Origin of the sequence: Halomonas sp. DP3Y7-2 (assembly GCF_019800795.1) — a bacterium.
GTDB classification, from domain to species: Bacteria; Pseudomonadota; Gammaproteobacteria; order Pseudomonadales; family Halomonadaceae; genus Halomonas; species Halomonas litopenaei_A.
In genome coordinates this window covers 560,320-576,965 of sequence record NZ_JAHVKJ010000007.1, presented here as the reverse complement: position 1 = coordinate 576,965, position 16,646 = coordinate 560,320, and the positions used below count along the sequence as shown (strand labels likewise).

At 57.3% G+C, this 16,646-nt stretch carries 17 protein-coding genes and 1 tRNA gene; 8 read left to right on the top strand and 10 right to left on the bottom strand.

All coding sequences use genetic code 11. From position 1 onward, the window contains the following. Positions 1-386: 386 nt before the first annotated feature. From cysN to KUV45_RS09500, 6 genes are all read right to left on the bottom strand, one after another. Positions 387-1,814: a sulfate adenylyltransferase subunit CysN gene (gene cysN, locus KUV45_RS09525; protein ID WP_206941025.1), complete on the bottom strand. Its 1,428-nt coding sequence runs from the start codon at positions 1,812-1,814 to the stop codon at positions 387-389. Positions 1,815-1,940: 126 nt separating this feature from the next. Next, positions 1,941-2,897 carry a sulfate adenylyltransferase subunit CysD gene (gene cysD / locus KUV45_RS09520; protein ID WP_222162835.1) on the bottom strand — a complete coding sequence of 319 codons (957 nt, stop codon included), beginning with the start codon at positions 2,895-2,897 and terminating at the stop codon, positions 1,941-1,943. Between the two features lie 258 nt (positions 2,898-3,155). Then, the gene (locus KUV45_RS09515; protein WP_206941029.1) at positions 3,156-3,893 is read right to left on the bottom strand and encodes a metallophosphoesterase; all 738 of its coding nucleotides are present in this window, start codon (positions 3,891-3,893) and stop codon (positions 3,156-3,158) included. A 124-nt stretch (positions 3,894-4,017) separates the two neighbouring features. Further along, positions 4,018-4,467, bottom strand: coding sequence for a DUF1249 domain-containing protein (locus KUV45_RS09510; RefSeq protein WP_206941031.1), 450 nt, complete (start codon positions 4,465-4,467; stop codon positions 4,018-4,020). A gap of 1 nt (position 4,468) precedes the next feature. Next, positions 4,469-5,095: an NUDIX domain-containing protein gene (locus KUV45_RS09505; RefSeq protein ID WP_206941033.1), complete on the bottom strand. Its 627-nt coding sequence runs from the start codon at positions 5,093-5,095 to the stop codon at positions 4,469-4,471. 113 nt (positions 5,096-5,208) lie between these two features. Continuing rightward, the gene (locus KUV45_RS09500; RefSeq protein WP_224851995.1) at positions 5,209-5,907 is read right to left on the bottom strand and encodes a hypothetical protein; all 699 of its coding nucleotides are present in this window, start codon (positions 5,905-5,907) and stop codon (positions 5,209-5,211) included. A 321-nt stretch (positions 5,908-6,228) separates the two neighbouring features. Between KUV45_RS09500 and greB the strand changes: the two genes are divergently transcribed. Next, a complete protein-coding gene (greB, locus tag KUV45_RS09495) occupies positions 6,229-6,780 on the top strand; it encodes a transcription elongation factor GreB (protein WP_222162834.1) in 552 nt (183 codons plus the stop codon). 18 nt (positions 6,781-6,798) lie between these two features. Here the strand turns inward: greB and KUV45_RS09490 are convergent, their stop codons facing one another. Next, positions 6,799-7,785: a methyltransferase gene (locus KUV45_RS09490; protein ID WP_222162833.1), complete on the bottom strand. Its 987-nt coding sequence runs from the start codon at positions 7,783-7,785 to the stop codon at positions 6,799-6,801. After that, positions 7,782-8,696, bottom strand: coding sequence for a methyltransferase domain-containing protein (locus tag KUV45_RS09485; RefSeq protein WP_222162832.1), 915 nt, complete (start codon positions 8,694-8,696; stop codon positions 7,782-7,784). The genes KUV45_RS09490 and KUV45_RS09485 overlap by 4 nt, the downstream gene beginning before the upstream one ends. Before the next feature lie 133 nt (positions 8,697-8,829). On the opposite strand from KUV45_RS09485, the gene KUV45_RS09480 reads away from it, so the two are divergent. The 3 genes from KUV45_RS09480 to KUV45_RS09470 all read left to right on the top strand — a co-directional run bounded on the left by KUV45_RS09480 (position 8,830) and on the right by KUV45_RS09470 (position 11,377). Beyond that, positions 8,830-8,906, top strand: a tRNA-Arg gene (locus KUV45_RS09480). 734 nt (positions 8,907-9,640) lie between these two features. Beyond that, positions 9,641-9,922, top strand: a complete 282-nt coding sequence (locus KUV45_RS09475; protein WP_222162831.1) for a hypothetical protein — start codon at positions 9,641-9,643, stop codon at positions 9,920-9,922. Between the two features lie 3 nt (positions 9,923-9,925). Next, positions 9,926-11,377, top strand: coding sequence for a DUF4041 domain-containing protein (locus KUV45_RS09470; RefSeq protein WP_222162830.1), 1,452 nt, complete (start codon positions 9,926-9,928; stop codon positions 11,375-11,377). A 408-nt stretch (positions 11,378-11,785) separates the two neighbouring features. On the opposite strand, the gene KUV45_RS09465 is transcribed toward KUV45_RS09470, so the two are convergent. Beyond that, positions 11,786-12,142, bottom strand: coding sequence for a hypothetical protein (locus KUV45_RS09465; RefSeq protein WP_222162829.1), 357 nt, complete (start codon positions 12,140-12,142; stop codon positions 11,786-11,788). A 158-nt stretch (positions 12,143-12,300) separates the two neighbouring features. Here KUV45_RS09465 and KUV45_RS09460 point away from each other — a divergent pair, with 158 nt between their 5' ends. The 3 genes from KUV45_RS09460 (at position 12,301) to KUV45_RS09450 (ending at position 14,438) form a co-directional block, all read left to right on the top strand. Beyond that, positions 12,301-13,104: an AraC family transcriptional regulator gene (locus KUV45_RS09460; protein WP_222162828.1), complete on the top strand. Its 804-nt coding sequence runs from the start codon at positions 12,301-12,303 to the stop codon at positions 13,102-13,104. A 355-nt stretch (positions 13,105-13,459) separates the two neighbouring features. Beyond that, positions 13,460-14,140 (top strand): AzlC family ABC transporter permease, encoded by a 681-nt coding sequence (locus KUV45_RS09455; protein WP_222162827.1) that lies wholly within the window; start codon positions 13,460-13,462, stop codon positions 14,138-14,140. Then, positions 14,133-14,438, top strand: a complete 306-nt coding sequence (locus tag KUV45_RS09450; protein ID WP_222162826.1) for a hypothetical protein — start codon at positions 14,133-14,135, stop codon at positions 14,436-14,438. Before KUV45_RS09455 ends, KUV45_RS09450 begins: the two co-directional genes overlap by 8 nt. 228 nt (positions 14,439-14,666) lie before the next feature. On the opposite strand, the gene KUV45_RS09445 is transcribed toward KUV45_RS09450, so the two are convergent. Then, a complete protein-coding gene (locus tag KUV45_RS09445) occupies positions 14,667-15,659 on the bottom strand; it encodes a GlxA family transcriptional regulator (protein WP_222162825.1) in 993 nt (330 codons plus the stop codon). Between the two features lie 117 nt (positions 15,660-15,776). On the opposite strand from KUV45_RS09445, the gene KUV45_RS09440 reads away from it, so the two are divergent. Next, positions 15,777-16,499: an enoyl-CoA hydratase-related protein gene (locus KUV45_RS09440; protein ID WP_222162824.1), complete on the top strand. Its 723-nt coding sequence runs from the start codon at positions 15,777-15,779 to the stop codon at positions 16,497-16,499. Positions 16,500-16,646 lie beyond the last annotated feature (147 nt).

Below are 16,646 nucleotides of genomic sequence, written 5' to 3'. Positions count from 1 at the left end.
GTAACAACTCACCTAGCTATCAACTCGCCTAAGTATTAACTCACCAGTGTCGAGATCTGTGGATCACGTTGAGATTGCCGATATGCGTCGCCCTGTCGATGCCGTGACATGTGACATATCTCACATGCGAGGCATCCTGCCTTTGGTCTAGCCCAGATACCAGCGCGGCACCATTTGGCTGCACAAACCGCGTTAGTTTCACCGAAAAGCACGAGCCTTGCCGCTCAGAAAGAGCGCTGGTATTGCGCCAGTTCGAGCTACCATTCCTGATCCAGCGGATGCTTCCATCGGCTATCCAGAACGGGCATCCAGAACGGCCATCCCCGCACATAACAAAGGCTCCTGCGTCAGCACGCAGGAGCCTTATTCGCACTGCCTTGACGGCGTCAGCGGTTCAGCAGGTCACGTACATCCTTGGCTTCCCAGTGGGGGAAGTACTTGCGAACCAGGGCGTTAAGCTCCAGCTCGAAACCTGCCCAGTCGACTTCCCCGACAGACGCACCCTCGGCACTGGCGGCACCCCGAATCATGCCGGCGCCGACGGTGACGTTGGTCAGACGATCGATGACGATAAAGCTGCCGGTGCCGGCAATCTTCGCATAGTCATCGATGGGCACTTCGGCTGTCAGCGCTACCCGGCAGCGAGCGATGGCATTGAGCTCAAGCTGCTGCGCCTGGTGACGCTCCAGGGTGTTGACGTCGACCTGGTAGTGAATCGCCTCGACCTGTCCGGACACGGCACGCCCGGCCATGCGGATATCGTATTGGCGACCAGGCACCAGCGCGTCGTCATGCATCCACACGATATCGGCGTCGAAGGCACTCGACAGGGTGATGTCGGCATCGGCTGCCACCAGCCAGTCGCCACGAGAGATATCGATCTCGTCTTCCAGGGTCACGGTGATCGCCTGCCCCGGATAGGCGTCATCCAGGTCGCCGTCGAAGGTCACGATGCGCTCGACCTTGCTGAGCTTGTTGGACGGCAACACCTTGACCGACTGGCCAGGGCGCAGGATGCCCGCCTCCAGGGTGCCCGCATACCCCCGGAAATCGAGATTCGGACGATTGACGTACTGCACCGGGAAACGCAGGTCACTTAGGTTCTGGTCGCGGCTGACTTCCACCGTTTCCAGCAGTTCGAGCAGGGCCGGGCCCTGGTACCAGTTCAGGTTGTCACCGCGCTCGACCACGTTGTCGCCCTTGAGGGCAGACAGCGGTACGAAACGAATGTCCGACGCCGACAGCTGCTCGGCAAAGGCCCGATACTCGGCGACGATCTCGTCGAAGCGCTCCTCGGCGTAGTCGACCAGGTCCATCTTGTTGACCGCGATGACCAGGTGCTGAATGCCCAGCAGGTCAGCGATAAAGCTGTGGCGACGGGTCTGGGTCTGCACCCCGTAACGGGCGTCGATCAGAATCACCGCCAGGCCCGCGGTGGATGCACCGGTGGCCATGTTGCGGGTGTACTGCTCGTGCCCCGGGGTGTCGGCAATGATGAACTTGCGCTTGTCGGTGGAAAAGAAGCGATAGGCCACATCGATGGTGATGCCCTGTTCGCGCTCCGACTGCAGACCATCGACCAGCAGCGCCAGATCCACCTCCTCGCCGGTGGTGCCCTTGGTCTTGGAGGCCTGGGTGATGGCCGCCAACTGGTCATCGAAGATCATCTTGGAATCGTGCAGCAGGCGACCGATCAGGGTCGACTTGCCGTCATCGACGCTGCCGCAGGTGATGAACCTGAGGAGGTCCTTGTTTTCGTGCTCGTGCAGATACTGCTCGATGTTGTCAGCAATCAGACTGGACTGGTGAGACATGCTGTACCCCTATGGGTGACCCGACGTCGCGCTGGACGTCCGGCCCTTGATCTGTCATCTGCGTCCTTGTCCCCGGTCACTGTCGGCCGGGGCAAGGCGCGTGGCTGCGTGCGGTCGGTGCCGTCGTCAGAAGTAGCCTTCGCGCTTCTTCTTCTCCATGGAGCCGGCCTGATCGTGGTCGATGGCGCGGCCGGAGCGCTCGCTGGTACGGGTCAGCAGCATCTCCTGGATGATCTCAGGCAGGGTCTGGGCCTTTGACTCCACCGCACCGGTCAGCGGGTAGCAGCCCAGGGTCCTGAAGCGCACCCACTTTTCCTCGGGCTGCTCGCCCTCGGCCAGGGGCATGCGGTCGTCGTCGACCATGATCTGCATGCCGTCACGCTCGACCACCGGACGCGGGGCCGAAAAGTACAGCGGCACGATGTCGATGTTTTCGAGATAGATGTACTGCCAGATGTCCAGCTCGGTCCAGTTGGACAGCGGGAAAGCGCGAATCGACTCGCCCTTGTTGATGCGAGCGTTGTACAGGTTCCAGAGCTCGGGGCGCTGATTCTTGGGGTCCCAGCGGTGATGCTTGTCACGGAACGAGAACACGCGCTCCTTGGCCCGGCTGGCCTCTTCATCACGGCGGGCGCCACCGAAGGCAGCGTCGAACCCGTACTTGTCCAGCGCCTGCTTCAGCGCCTGGGTCTTCATCACGTCGGTGTAACCGCTGGACCCATGGTCGAACGGGTTGATCCCGGCAGCCTTGCCTTCCTGGTTGGTATGGACGATCAGCTCCATGCCCGCCTCTTCGGCCATGCGGTCACGAAAGGCGATCATCTCGCGGAACTTCCAGGTGGTGTCCACGTGCATCAACGGAAACGGCGGCGGCCCCGGATAGAAGGCCTTGCGCGCCAGGTGCAGCATCACCGAAGAATCCTTGCCGATCGAGTACAGCATCACCGGGTTGGAAAACTCGGCGGCCACCTCACGGATAATGTGGATGGACTCGGCCTCAAGCTGCTTGAGGTGAGTCAGTCGCTTCGGCGTAAGAGAAGCCTGAGCGGCTCTCTCGCGGGCTGGTGCGGAAAGGCTGGTCATGACCGGGACACCTCGCATGACGGAAATAAGGAAGATGCCAGCGAGGATACTGCGAAGGGAATAATAACGTAAAAGAATTAATAACTATCTTTTTAGAACCATAAGAACTTTTGCCCGTACGCGCTCAACGACCATCTGCGCCCAATGACCTAATACGCCCAACGACCCTCTGCGCCCAACGACCCTCTGCGCCCAACGACCATCAGTGCCCAAGCAAGCGACACTGGACGTGGGCGCAGGTATGTCAGCAGCGCTTGGCTACAGCTCGACCCGTTCCACCCAGGTCAGCCACTCCCCCCCTCGCTTCAGGTCCACCACGCGATAGCCTGGCCGGGACGCCTCATCCACAGCGAACTCATCGCTGCCAGGCAGAAACTGATCCGAGGTAGCCGGACAGGCATACACCTCTACCTGACCATCAGGCAGTGCCCTGGTGCCATGGAAGGCCTGGTGCACATGACCGCACAGGACCATCTTTACCTGCGGATATCGTCCCACCACGTCCCAGAAGTCATCGGCATCCTCAAGCCCCAGGGCGTCGATCCAGGCACTGCCCACGACCATGGGGGGATGGTGCATGACGATCACGGTGGGACGAAGCTCCTGGCCTAGACGCTGATCGAGCGCAGCCAGGGCATCTTCGCCCACCCGGCCGCTGGCCTCGCCCGGTATCTGGGTGTTGAGCTTGAGCACTCGCCAGGCTCCCGCGTCGACCTCTGCCAGCACCTCTCGCTCTGCACTCATCAGCGCCAGATCATCATGATTGCCGGGCAGCCAGAACCACGGACAGTCCAGCGCTGCCAGACGCTCTGTGGCCAGGCGGTACGCGCCTTCGGATTCGTCCTGGGCGATGTCACCGGTCACCATCACCAGGTCTGGCCGGTCCAGATCCACTGCGGCGATGACCGCCTCGAGCTGGCGAGCGGGCAGGCCCCGTCGGGAGCGAGCCATGGGATCGGCATATAAGTGGCAATCGCTAAGCTGGATCAAACGCATGGCAGTGTCTCGACAGCCCAAACCAAGGAAAGCCCTCCGCCAGGAGGGCCAGCGCAGGGTCAGGGTATCGCAGACAGCGTCGAGCGCAAGCGATCGAGATCAGAGGTTGGGCCCGGAGCTGTGGTCAGGGCAGCTGAGGAAGGTCCAGGGAGTGGCCATGGGCCAAGCCGTGATCCAGCCATTCGCCGAGGAAGCGATTGATCTGCAGCTTTTCATCCGGCTGATGCATGTGCGCGTTGGGATAGCGATAGCGCCCATCGAAATGCCGCCGACGCTGAAAGTCGGTGACTTCTGCCATGCGCACGTCGTGGTACAGGTGCACCCGCATGCGCGGGCTGTCGATGACGCTGTCGAGAACGCCTTCCTGGGTCACGCGAACAATGGTGGTGTAAGGAGCCAACTCTTCGACGTGCAGACGCAGCGCGCCCAAGCGCCGCTCACCATTACGCAGCTCGACGTCGCGAATCTCGCCCTCCTCCAGGTCACCCAGAAGCCGAGACAGACGGATGTAATTGGCGGTGCACTCGCTTTGCAGGGTGCGCAAGTCCGTTACATAAGCGCTGCGATGGGTCACGTTACCTCCTTGCTCTCAACGATGCGCGTTCGGCAGCCAACCAATGGAAACCGATCAGGCACATGGCGTTATCGAGTCGTCCCTGGCCGAGAAGTTCCCAGGCCCGCTGGAAGGGCAACACATGCACGCGAATATCTTCATGCTCTTCATCAAGGCCATGCACCCCGCCCAGCCCACGGGTGTCGACCAGCCCGCAGAACAGCGTCACGCGTTCGTCGCAGGCACCAGGACTAGGATAGTAGCTATGCAGCAGGATGAGGTCACCGACCTCGCAGCCCGCCTCTTCCAACGCTTCGCGACGAGCCACATCTTCCAGCGACTCATCCTTGTCGACCAGTCCGGCCACGCATTCCAGCTTCCACGGGGTGTGGGGGTCTTGCAGCGCTCCCGCGCGAATCTGCTCCACCAGCACCACGCTGTCGCGCTCGGGATCATAAAGCATGACGCCCACCGCATCGTGACGACTGTGGACTTCCCTCACCACGGGCTCGCTCCAGCCGCCTTCGAACTTGCGATGGCGGTAGGTCAGCTTGTCCAGGCGGAAGAATCCCTGGTACAGGCAGTCCCGTGACACCAGCTCGACATCCTGAACGGTGAAGGGGGCATCAATGTGGCTCGTTTCCGGCATGGGGGCCTCCGCTGACAGATCGGCCCATTATCCGGATCGGTCATGGGCCCCACAAGGCGAGTCCAGGTGGGGCCTCCTGTCAAGGCGGAAAACAACAGGGAAGTCGGCGGGGTTCAGAGCTCGTTGAGCAGTGCGCGCGCCTCGGCCTTGAGCGCCTGGTCCGAGGCCTCGCGACCGGCGCGAACCGCGCCATTGATGGCCTTTTCGGCGTGCTGGCGGGCCTCGGCGTCGCGGCCTTCATCGGCCAGGTAGGCGGCATAGTAGTAGTTGACGTCCACCCCACCCGGGCGAATCGCCAGCGCGCGCTTGAACATCTCCTCGGCCTTGTCGTCATCGCCAAAGGCGACCGGCCAGCCCGGCGCGCGGTCGTACAGTGCTCCCAGGGTCACGTAGGCCGAGCCTTCGAGGCCGTTGGCATCCAGTGCGATGGCCCGCTCCAGCGCGCGGCGCGCTGCCTTGGCGTTGTCCAGCGCACCGAGCCCGCCCTTGGCCTTGGCCAGCGACGCCTCGATGATGCCCTCCCACACCAGCAGTTCGCTGACGTTGGGATTGGCCGAACTCAACGCCCGGGCCTCGGCGGCCAGCGCCGTCAACGGGGCTTCCTGGGCCGACAGGGCGCTCGAGGTGGTAACGCTCTCCCAGCGATTCTTAATCTGGTCGAGCTCACCCTGCCAGGCCAGCGCCACACCACTGGCGAGGCAAGCGGACAGGGTGACAAGCGTCAGCGCCGTTGTGGCCAGCAGCCGACGCGGACGTTGGCGCAAGGACACGGATGGAACATCAGGCGAGGTGGAAAACAGAGTTCGTGACATTTGGCGGCTCCGGATACTGTTATTGTGATGCACCCTGGTGCTGGGTGGTCATGGTGGGCGGCCGAACTGAGCGATCAGGCCCAGCATTCAGGCCGAGCACTGACCGGCTGGGGTGTAGCCCGATACGAGAAACCACATCGCGTTCTGGCGCCCTCCTCGAAATGTAACGAACGTTTGATTTATTCGCCAGTCGCATTCTGGCTGAACGCTCACTGCATCGCTCTCCCGGCCTTTCCCCACCACCCAAGGCGCTTGCGCGGCGGCCCAAGTCGCGGCACCCTCGTGGACCTTGTCTGTTTCAACGACTCACCGAGGATCGCCATGAAAGGCCGCAACATGACACGTTGGCGTGACCCGGCCAAGGACCCGCGCCAGGAACCCAAGAGCAACCTGATCACTCAGGAAGGCGCTGATCGCCTCAGGGGAATCCTTGACCACCTGAGCCGGGTCAAGCGACCACAGCTGTCGGCCAAGGTGGGGGAAGCGGCAGCGCTGGGGGACCGCAGCGAAAACGCCGACTACACCTATAACAAGAAGGAGTTGAACCGCGTCATCGGGCGCATTCGCTACCTGACCAAGCGCCTGGACGAGCTGCAGGTCATCGACCGACTTCCCGCCGACACCGACCGGGTGTTCTTCGGTGCCTTCGTCACCCTGGAGGACGAAGACGGCGAAGAGATGTCGCTGCGCATCGTCGGCCACGACGAGACCGATACCAGCAAGCGCTGGATCAGCGTAGATGCGCCCTTGGCCAAGGCCCTGCTGGGCAAGTCACTGGATGACGAGGTGACGGTGGCCGCGCCGGGCGGCGAGACCACCTGGTTGATCACCGAGATTCACTACCGCGCGCCAGGCAAGACCGCCGGCCGCTGACCGAAGCTCACAGGCGCTTCAGCGACGCACCGCGCGGTACACGCGAAAGCGTCCGTTGTCGGCCAGGATCTCGAAGCTACCGAAGGCCCGCTCAAGAGGGTCTGCATAGGGCAAGAAGGCGTTGGCCACGAGGATCAGCTGGCCGCCAGCATCGAGATGGTCCGGCGCCTGCTGAATCAACCGGGCCGCCGGGCCGTAGTCGATGGACCGCTCCTGGTGAAAGGGCGGGTTACTGACAATCGCTGTGAAGCGCTGGCCGTCCAGCGCCGAATAGACATCGCTTTCCAGCACCTCCCCCGTCAGCCCATTGGCCTTGAGCGTGCGCCGCGTGGCTTCTGCCGCAAAGGCGCTGACATCCACCGCCGTGACATCACGCCCCAGCTGCGCCATCCAGGCCGCCAGAATGCCGTCACCGCAGCCCATGTCCAGCACCTTGCCCTGGGGTAGCTGCTGCTCCAGCTGTTCGATCAGCAGTTGCGTGCCCTCATCAAACTTGCCGTGGCCAAACACCCCCGGATGACTCGACAGCTGCAGGCCCGCCGCCTCGAACGAGGTCCAGACCGCTTCAGGGTCCAGCGCCAGTGCGCTGGTGCGCGTCTCGAACAGCGAGCAGCGGCGTGCACTGTCGAGCTTGCGACAGCCCATGCCCAGCGCCGCCAGGACCTTGAGCACTCGCTTGATGCCCCCCTGGTGCTCCCCCACCAGCTGCAGCGGCGTGCCCTCGGGCAGGGTCCGGCACAACCACAGCAGCCACCATTCTCCCAAGGCGTGTGCCTTCGGCCAGAACAGTACCGCCCCCGGGGGTGACGCAGGCTCCGTACTGAAGGGCGACAGCGCCGAACGCTGGCGCGCTTCCCAGGCAGCCCGTACCGAGACGTCAGCGCTGACCAGACAGCCCTCCCCGGCCTCCAGCCAGCTATCTCGCGGCGGCGCGACCCACCACCAGCCACGATAGTCCGCGTCTTGACGCTCAAGCAGCTGGCATACAGCAGTGTCGGCACTCATGGTGTTATCTCCTGACGCTTGGCGTCTGCCGGCAAGGGGCGGCGAAAGGTGTAAAGCAGATAGCGCCCCAGGCGCCAGTGTGGATCCATCTGGCAATAGCGGTGTTCCAGCGCCACCAGCTTTTCCAACTCTCGATCGTCCTGCGGGGGGCGACGTAGATAGTCGTGGAACACCCGGATACCGGCCACGTCCTGACAGACAAGCCCTTCCTGCTCGGCCCAGTCGGTGACCTGAGCATGGGTCAGGGGAGAAATCGGTGTCAGCCGCTGGCGTTGGCCCTTGCCTTCCAGGCGATCTTCCAGCGCCTTGTCCAGGTTGCCCTTGACCACATTGGACAGCCTCAGCGCGTCGCGATTGAACACCATCAGTGACAGCTGGCCGCCTGGGGCTAACAACGAGGCCAGGTGAGAGATCGCCTCGCGAGGGTTGCCCAACCATTCCAGCACCGCGTGACATACCACCAGGGGCCAGGGACCCGGCACCTCGCTGGCCAGTTCCTGCAGCGGCAGCGGCTGATAGCTCGCCTTGTCGGCCACCAGCTCGCGACCGGCTGCGGCCTGCTCGATTCCCGCCTGGGCCCGCTCCAACATCTCGGCAGAGGGCTCAGCCAGCGTTACCTGATGGCCCCGTTGCAGGAACCACTGCGCCTGCTGGCCAAGGCCAGCCCCGACGTCTAGCACCGGCTGCTGCGCCAACTCGAGCATCTCGGGCAGCAGACGATCCAGCAGGGACAGGCGAAGCTCACCGCGCAGGTGGCCGTAAAGTGAGGCCGAGAACTTGTCGGCCAGACCATCGAAATGGCGGTCGCCACGGGGCGACAGCGAAGAGGACGCTGCGGGCGTATCGACCGCTGGCGACGAGCAGGTCGCCTCGGAAAGCGAAGCAGCGGGGCCGTGTGACGGTTGGGACATCGACAGAAACCAGTGAGATCGCACAAAAGGCGCATTCTACCGAGCATGGCAGGCGCTGGCACCCACCCACGCCCTTCACCGGGCAACTGCGGGTTTATCTTGTGGAGTCAGCCGCTTATAATGCCGCCCCAACGCCCTCTTAGCTCAGCAGGATAGAGCAGCCGCCTCCTAAGCGGCAGGTCGCAGGTTCGAATCCTGCAGAGGGCGCCACCACTGCATCCCGCGCCCCCGCTCCTTCCTCGCAAATTCTCGTAACGCCCCGCTCCGTCTGAATTTATCCTGCAAGCCAAGCCAGAACCCAATGCTCCGACCCCGTCGAGTCTTGTAGGGTCACATGTATGGTGACTGCTCTCCATACATAGAAGCTGTACGTGGACGCCAACATGGACGCTATAAATAAAGCGCTACGTTATGACCTAAAGACGACTGAAGGAGCTGGAGGCCACTCTGGCAAGCGCTTCAGCCTAAGGGCAGTTGCCAAGCACCCGGGCCCTATCAAAAGCGCTGCCCTGGGCGTCCTTGAGTAACCAGCTGTCCTGGCTCACCAGCGCCCAGTTGCCACCATCCCCCACCTCCCCCGTCCGCCACCCTGGCGCGCTGTCGACACCTCGCCCCGCCTGCGCGCTAAACCCGTCGGTTTTAATGCACTCATGCGCTGGCCGCCAAGACGCACCACCACTGAGCTCTGCCAGTAATAGAGGTTCACCAGAACTCATGCGGAATCATGCGAATTTATGCTGAGGATACGACGCGTTGGAGTAGCGTCAGTAGCGGAAAGGGTAAATCTGTGCCAAGTTCGCAACAGTATGGTTTCACACAGACCTGACTGGTCCAGATCCTGCTTACGACCCAAAGAGGCCATTTCTGATGGCGCATTTGTCATGCCAAGGTTCTTAGCGCGGATCTGACTCATAGCTCATAATCAATGAGACCAAGGGATAGCAATGGCTAGACAATCAAGCGGATTTAGAACCGTAGTTAAGATAGCAAAAACTATAGACCGAGCGGCAAAACAAGCAGAGCGGGATAGGCAGCGCCGTAACAGGGAAGTTGAGCGTGAATATAAAGCTCGACAGCGCCGTGCCGAGCAGGAAGTTCGTGCTAGAGCAAGGGCGGAAGCACAAGCGATTAAAGACGAATTTCAGACCGCAAAGGAGTGCTTTAAAGATCGGGCTGAGGAACGTCGTCTCGTAAAAGCAGACATCATCAGTGAATATATGAGGTGAAAAATGGATGTAACCATCATTGGCTCGGCACTAATTATATATTTCGCCTCATTGGGCATGGTGTATCTACTGACTAGAAAGCGAGCAAATAATAAAATTCAGCGCTACAAGAGCATCAGTGAAGCTATCAACACAGCCACAATCGAGCAACAGCAGGTAGAAAAAACACTCACGGATGTTCTTGAACGGCTAAAAAAGGCAAATAAAACCCTGCAAATCATTGATGCCGACACTAAAGACCTTCAAGCGCTCCGGAGTGATGCAACTAGCATTGCAGCCCAACTGAAAAAAGATAAAAAAGCCTTAGATGAGATTGAAGCCCTAATTTCGCAGCGCCAGGAAACTGTAGATGCAAAAGAGGCTTTACTTAATGGTCTTATGTCAAAATTAGACCTCTACAGCCGCTTGGATGAATACGTAGAATACGGGCACTTTGAAATGCCGGAGTATCTATTTGAAACGGGGGAGCGATTTTCCGCCGAGATTAAGATTCTTCGAGAAAAACAAAAGGCCATGATAAAAAATGGCACAGCCTTTACTCAGGAAGGAGAAGTCAGCCTCACGGGAGATAACCGTGTTGACAAGAAGATCATCGATGGCCAAATGAAGATGATCCTCCGGGCCTTCAATATTGAATGTGACATGCTTATAGGGAAAGTAAGCCCTTCAAATTTCGATCGTACTCTGGGTCAAATCGAAAAGCTGGCTAATGACCTAGAGAAGCTAGCAGCCTCCCTACGGTGTGGCATCAGCATTGATTACGTCACCTCAAAGTACGAAGAATGTGGAATTCAATATCAATACACACTCAAGAAAAAAGACGAGCAGGAAGAGCAGAAGCTCATCCGCGAGCAGATGCGCGAGGAAGCCCGTGCTGAAAAGGAATACCGTGATGCTTTAGCTGCGGCTCAGAAAGAAGAGAAACTCTACCGTGATATTCTAGAGAAAGCTCAAGAGGAACTAATTCAGAGTTCTGCAGAAGAGCGAGCCCTTATCGAGGCAAAAATCTCTGAACTTGAGCAGCGTCTCGCCGAAGCTGAAGCTAAAGAGCAGCGGGCCAAGAGTCTAGCCGAGCAAACCCGCCGTGGACATGTGTATGTCATCAGTAATATAGGATCTTTTGGTGAAAATGTGTACAAGATCGGCATGACTCGACGTCTGGACCCGATGGACAGGGTAAAAGAACTAGGTGATGCTAGTGTCCCATTTCCTTTTGATGTGCATGCAATTATCTATTCCGATGATGCACCTGCAATGGAAACAACACTTCATCGAAAATTCAGGAATCATCGTGTGAATGCTGTTAATCTTCGCAAGGAATTCTTCCGCGTAAGGCTTGATACGATTCGGGATGCTGTTGAAGAAATTGGTGGTGAAGAGGTCGGTTTCAAGAAAACGATTGTTGCAGAAGAATTCTTTGAAACAAATCGATTGCGTGAAAGCTCGGCTGCCTAATACTATGCGACAGGTATTCTTAACTGTAGCGCCAACAAGCTGCAATCGTGCCTAAGTGGCCGTGTCGGCACATACTGTCGGCACGCTCGCTCGTGTTATGCAGCATGCACGATGATTGGTACTATATAGCCGAGCCATATATTCTTATATAATTCAGTGTAATGGCCCACTCCTTCCTTGCAGATTCTCTTCGAGCCTCTCTCCTTTTGAACTTATCCCACCTGCCACACAGGCGCGCTATCCACATGTCCAGTTACACCCACGGTGTCACAAGAGCAAAGGCAATGTAGAGCTAATGCCATGCCGACTCAGCGCGCACCTAGGGTAGATACTTGATGTCAACATGCCGGTAGCAGGCTGATCATTTCGAAAAGTCTAAAGCGCCTGCTTCGAACCGCTGCCGTCCCATTAGGCCAGTTGTGCAAGGGCAAGCATCTGCCGACGCTTCAACATTCGCTGTAGTGCAGCTCGTGATAGCGTGGGACGAAAGAGTTCCCGCACCACCACGAGAATGTCGTCTAGTCCAAGGCGGAGGAACGCTGGTGCCGCGATGAGCGCCTCGTCTTGATTGCTATGGAGCGAGGCTTTTAGGTTGCGGCAAGACTGCGGACAACCGTAAACGTCATCCCGGTGACGCCGGACCGTCATGTCGCCCACACCATAGCGCTCTGCCAAGGTCGTGACAGTGATATGGGCAAGACCTGCCTGAATCTCTGCCCGGGCCTTTGGCACTGTTATCGCCGGTTTATGAAGTTTGATATTCACAGTCGCAGTCCTGGAGGAACCGAGGAAGAAACCTCCGGGCGACAATCAAAGGATAGCTTACTCTCAACAAAAGAATATCTAAGACGTACAAACTACTGTTAAAGCTTTTCCCGAGAAACAAGATTTTCATAGACTTGATGTAACATCAGGATGATGACATGAAGCGCACCAAGGATTGGACTAAGGTATCAAAACCCACTGCAAAAATTGAAAGAATGGAGGCTTTCTTTTCAAGCCATGGATTCACTCCTCATAGACATGACACCTACGCTCTAGGAGTGACCCTTAGCGGTATACACCGCTTTAGCTACTGCAAGTCCATGCGATATAGCATGCCAGGGAACGCGGTAGTCATACATCCTGACGAGTTACACGATGGTGAGGCAGGCACTGATGAGGGATTTCATTACAAAATACTATATATTTCGCCAGAGACAATTCAGCAAGTCCTAGAGGGTAAGCCTCTACCATTTATTCTCGGAGGCGTTTCGTCAGACCCTCGGATCGTCTCCGCTATTTCCTCGATGCTAAACAATCTTGACGCTCAATTAGATAGCCTGGAAGAAGATGATGGAATCTATGATATCGTCTGGGCGCTCAACGACATCTCCGGAAAAAAAACACAGCGAAAGAAACTCAATTACCGGGCCGCCAATCTAGCCAGACAATTCATGCTTGAAGCCTCCGCTGAAGATGTGACCATGGAACGCCTTGAACACGTCTCGGAGACAGACCGGTGGAGTCTGTCGAGAGATTTCCGAGCTCTATTTGGAACAAGTCCCTATCGGTTCGTGACTCTACGACGCCTCGATAGAGCCAGAAGCATGATCAGCGATGGAATGGCTTTGGTCGATGTCGCAGCAGCCTGCGGCTTCACAGACCAAAGCCATATGACGCACCACTTTTCCAAAGCGTACGGCTTGCCCCCTGGTCGGTGGGCGGATCTTATTCTCCGCAACTAGCTGCAGCGCCACTACAAAGCTGCACGATCATACAAGACGACTTCATATCCCAATCGCTAGAATCGCTCAGGCCCCTAAACCAGAGCCAGATGGAATGTAGGCAAGCCCTGGTCAAATTTTAGGCGTCAGTGAAAGGCCTTTTGTCATACCGATAAGGCGAAGGCTTTCAACATTTGAACATGCTATAGGAACATCCCATGAAACTAAAAAGCAACGTTAACCCCGTAGTGTGGACTGCTGGTGGAACCGTTGGCGGTACTATTACGCTACCACGCTCACGAATGCTTATTACTGGCACGACTATATGAATAATCCTCCCAATCTTGACATACCTAACGACCGGACCCGAGGGAAGATGTCGTCTTACAGACAACCTTTCCTCAGGAGCCTAGCCCCCGCTGTTGCCATTATTCCGGTGAGTATGCTTTTCGGTGTGATCGCTTATCGGGCAGACTGGAGCATGCTTGAGGTTTTTGCCGCCAGTTTTCTCGGTTTTACGGGTAGCGGGCAGTTTGCCGTATTACCGCTGGCAGAGTCCAATGCCAGCTTCGTGACCATGCTGATTATCTGTGCATCGATTAACAGTCGTTACTTTCCAATTGCCTTCACCACGACCAACAGGTTACCAAAAAGACCATTCCTCAGAGCATTTGTTTCACACATGCTTGGTGATGAAGCCTACGCTACCGAGAGAAGCACCGATAGTATTAAAGAAACCCTGATTATCAGGTTAACGATCTTCGTATTCTGGGTGTCCTCCGGTGTGATCGGTGCGATAATTGGAAAGGCCATTCCTAACGCGTGGCTAAGTGCCGATATCCACTTAGGATTTCCAGCCAGCGTTGTGCTTGTCTACCTATCAGTTTCACAAATACGGATGCGGGCATATGGTATTTACTCCATGCAGCTGGTGATGGTGGCAACCTGCATGTTATTAGCTGGCACCTGCTACTGGTGGTTAGGGCCAACCTATTTCTGGGTCCCTAGCGTCATCATGACAGCTGTTATCTTGAACAAATGGAAAAAACATGAATGACGCGGTCATCATGGCCATCGCGGCCCTATTTCTCACCAGTTTGCTGGTACGAGTGCTGCCAGCCACCTACAACTTCAGATTCTCTGATGGGGTAGTGAATTGGCTAGAGACGATTCTTCCTTCGGCTATTTTCCTTAACTTCATTGCGTACATTTTTTTGCAGGAGATGCAGATCGCCATCGGTCCCGCACTGTTTTCATTAAGCGTTACGGTAATGTTGGCTTATTGGAACCTTGGCGGACTTTTTGTTGGTGTGCTCGGCGGGTCCGTGTCGTACTATCTATTAACGGTACCGTAACCGACACAGCACCCTTGAATATTTGAGACGTAATATCTACCTTAGTTCTGTCTACATTGATTGGTCTATCATCGATGATAAAAGAAAAATCTGGATAGCCAGTCCTGCTTCAGCAAAAGCTACTTTTCAAAATAAAATCTTCTACAGGGAAAAGTAACGCTCCGACATTAGTCATTTTGCTCCTTAAGCTCGTAAGACATCGACGCAAAACGGATAATGCCCCCACCTTCAACCCTCTGTTTTCATATGAAAGCGCTCTCGATAGACCCCAGGGCTAAGTCCTACGCGTTGGCGAAACAGCCTCGTAAATGAGCTCACGTCGCTATAGCCAACCTGAACCACAATTTCCTCAACACTATGGGAGCTGCTATCGAGGAGCGCACGGGCTGTTTCCAGCCGCAACTCCTGCAGGTAGACCAGCGGTGTCTGGTTCATGACGGCGCGAAAGCGCCTGATCAGCGTTCTATCGCTGACAGCAAGTGCTTTTGCAAGATCCGTCATCCGCACACGTTTCGACATATGGCGTTGCAGCCACTGCTGAGCCCGGCTTACCAGAGCATCTGAGTGCTGCTTCCTCGCCAGCAAGGGGAGGTAGGGAATCTGACTCACCTGACTCACATCTATCAGCATGGTCTTCGCACATTGCGATGCGATAACAGGTCCGGCACAGCGCTCGATAACACGTATCGTCTGAATCAAGTACGACGCTGAGGCGCCTGCGCACATCAGGCGATCTTCTTCCGTCACTACGGACTGAAGCTGAAGGTCCACCTCTGGGAACCTCTCACGAAACTGGCGCTCAAGCCACCATGTGGTAGTGGCCACTCGCTCATTCAGCAGGCCTGTTTGTGCAAGAACAAACGTACCGGTGCAATTGGCTGCCACCCAGGCCCCTGCTTTCCATTGCTGCAACAGCCACTCACTTGCCCCCGCTTGCTGTGCGAGGAAGTGATCGAACTCACGCGAACCGCCGTAAAAAACGCTAGGCACGAACACCAGATCATAATGCTGCCGTGTGTCCAGCGGATACGTTTGCAAAGGCAGGCCATTGCTCGCGGTGACGGGGCCTCCCGCGGCTGAGACAAAGTCCCAGTGAAAGTAAGCCGACACCGGCGCCTGAGCAAGACGCAGATGGGAATTTGCCACATTCAGGATGTCGGCAAAGCCCGCCGCAGTCGATGCATAGCACTGATCAAGAGTGAGAATGGCTGCGTGGGGCATAGGATGTCGTAAATCGCATACTTTATGTCATTTTACACACTGTATGTGGATGCCATAGGCCTGTCCAATGTCGATGACCACCGTCGTATCCCATCTACCGGAACAGGACCCTTCCTCATGGAGCGAAGCGAAGCCATTCAGTGCAGTGTCCAGGACAGCATCATGCACATACGTATTGACCGGCCTGAAAAACGCAATGCGATCACCATGCCGATGTTCACTTCACTTACCGCAGCCCTGAAGGATGCCGAACAACGGGATGATGTGCTCTGCATTGTGGTAACAGGCAATGGTGAGAGCTTCTGCGCAGGACATGACTTGAAAGCCTTCGAGGAGTGGCCTCAACAGCCCGAAGACCCGGTGCCATGTTTTTTGCATGCCATCGCCAACGTGCGCAAGCCGCTAGTCATCGCTGCGCATGGCTCTGCTGCGGGGATAGGCGTCACCTGGCTTCTGCATGCTGACTGGGTCGTCACAAGCGCTGAAACGACGTTCAAGCTACCCTTTGTTGCCCTGGGCATCGCTCCCGAGGCGGCAAGCTCTATGCTGCTTCAGCGCGCCATAGGGCTTCCGCGTGCCAAGCGTTTGATCTTCGGTGGAGAGGCCTTCACAGGTGAAGAGGCGTATCAGTGGGGGCTCGTCGCAGAGCTATCACCGCCTGAAGAGCTGCAAGAACGGGCATTTGAGCGCGCAAGAGATTTCGCATCAAAGGACCCCATCATACTTCGGCGCATAAAGGACTGGTTGCATCCCGGCGATGAGTATCACCAGCGCATTGACCAGGAAGTGGAAGAAATCAATGCGGCGGTGGTTCGCAGGACGGCATCCAAAGAGCATTAGGGAGTCAGACACGCAACATTGAGGCGGACAATTCCCTCCCCCTGGGCTATCTCTTCGATATGGGGAGAACCCGGGTCCAAGGATGAAAAGTACACCTGGGAGTCAGTCGAGCGGGACTACCCTCGAGATAACTCCCGCACTACGTCC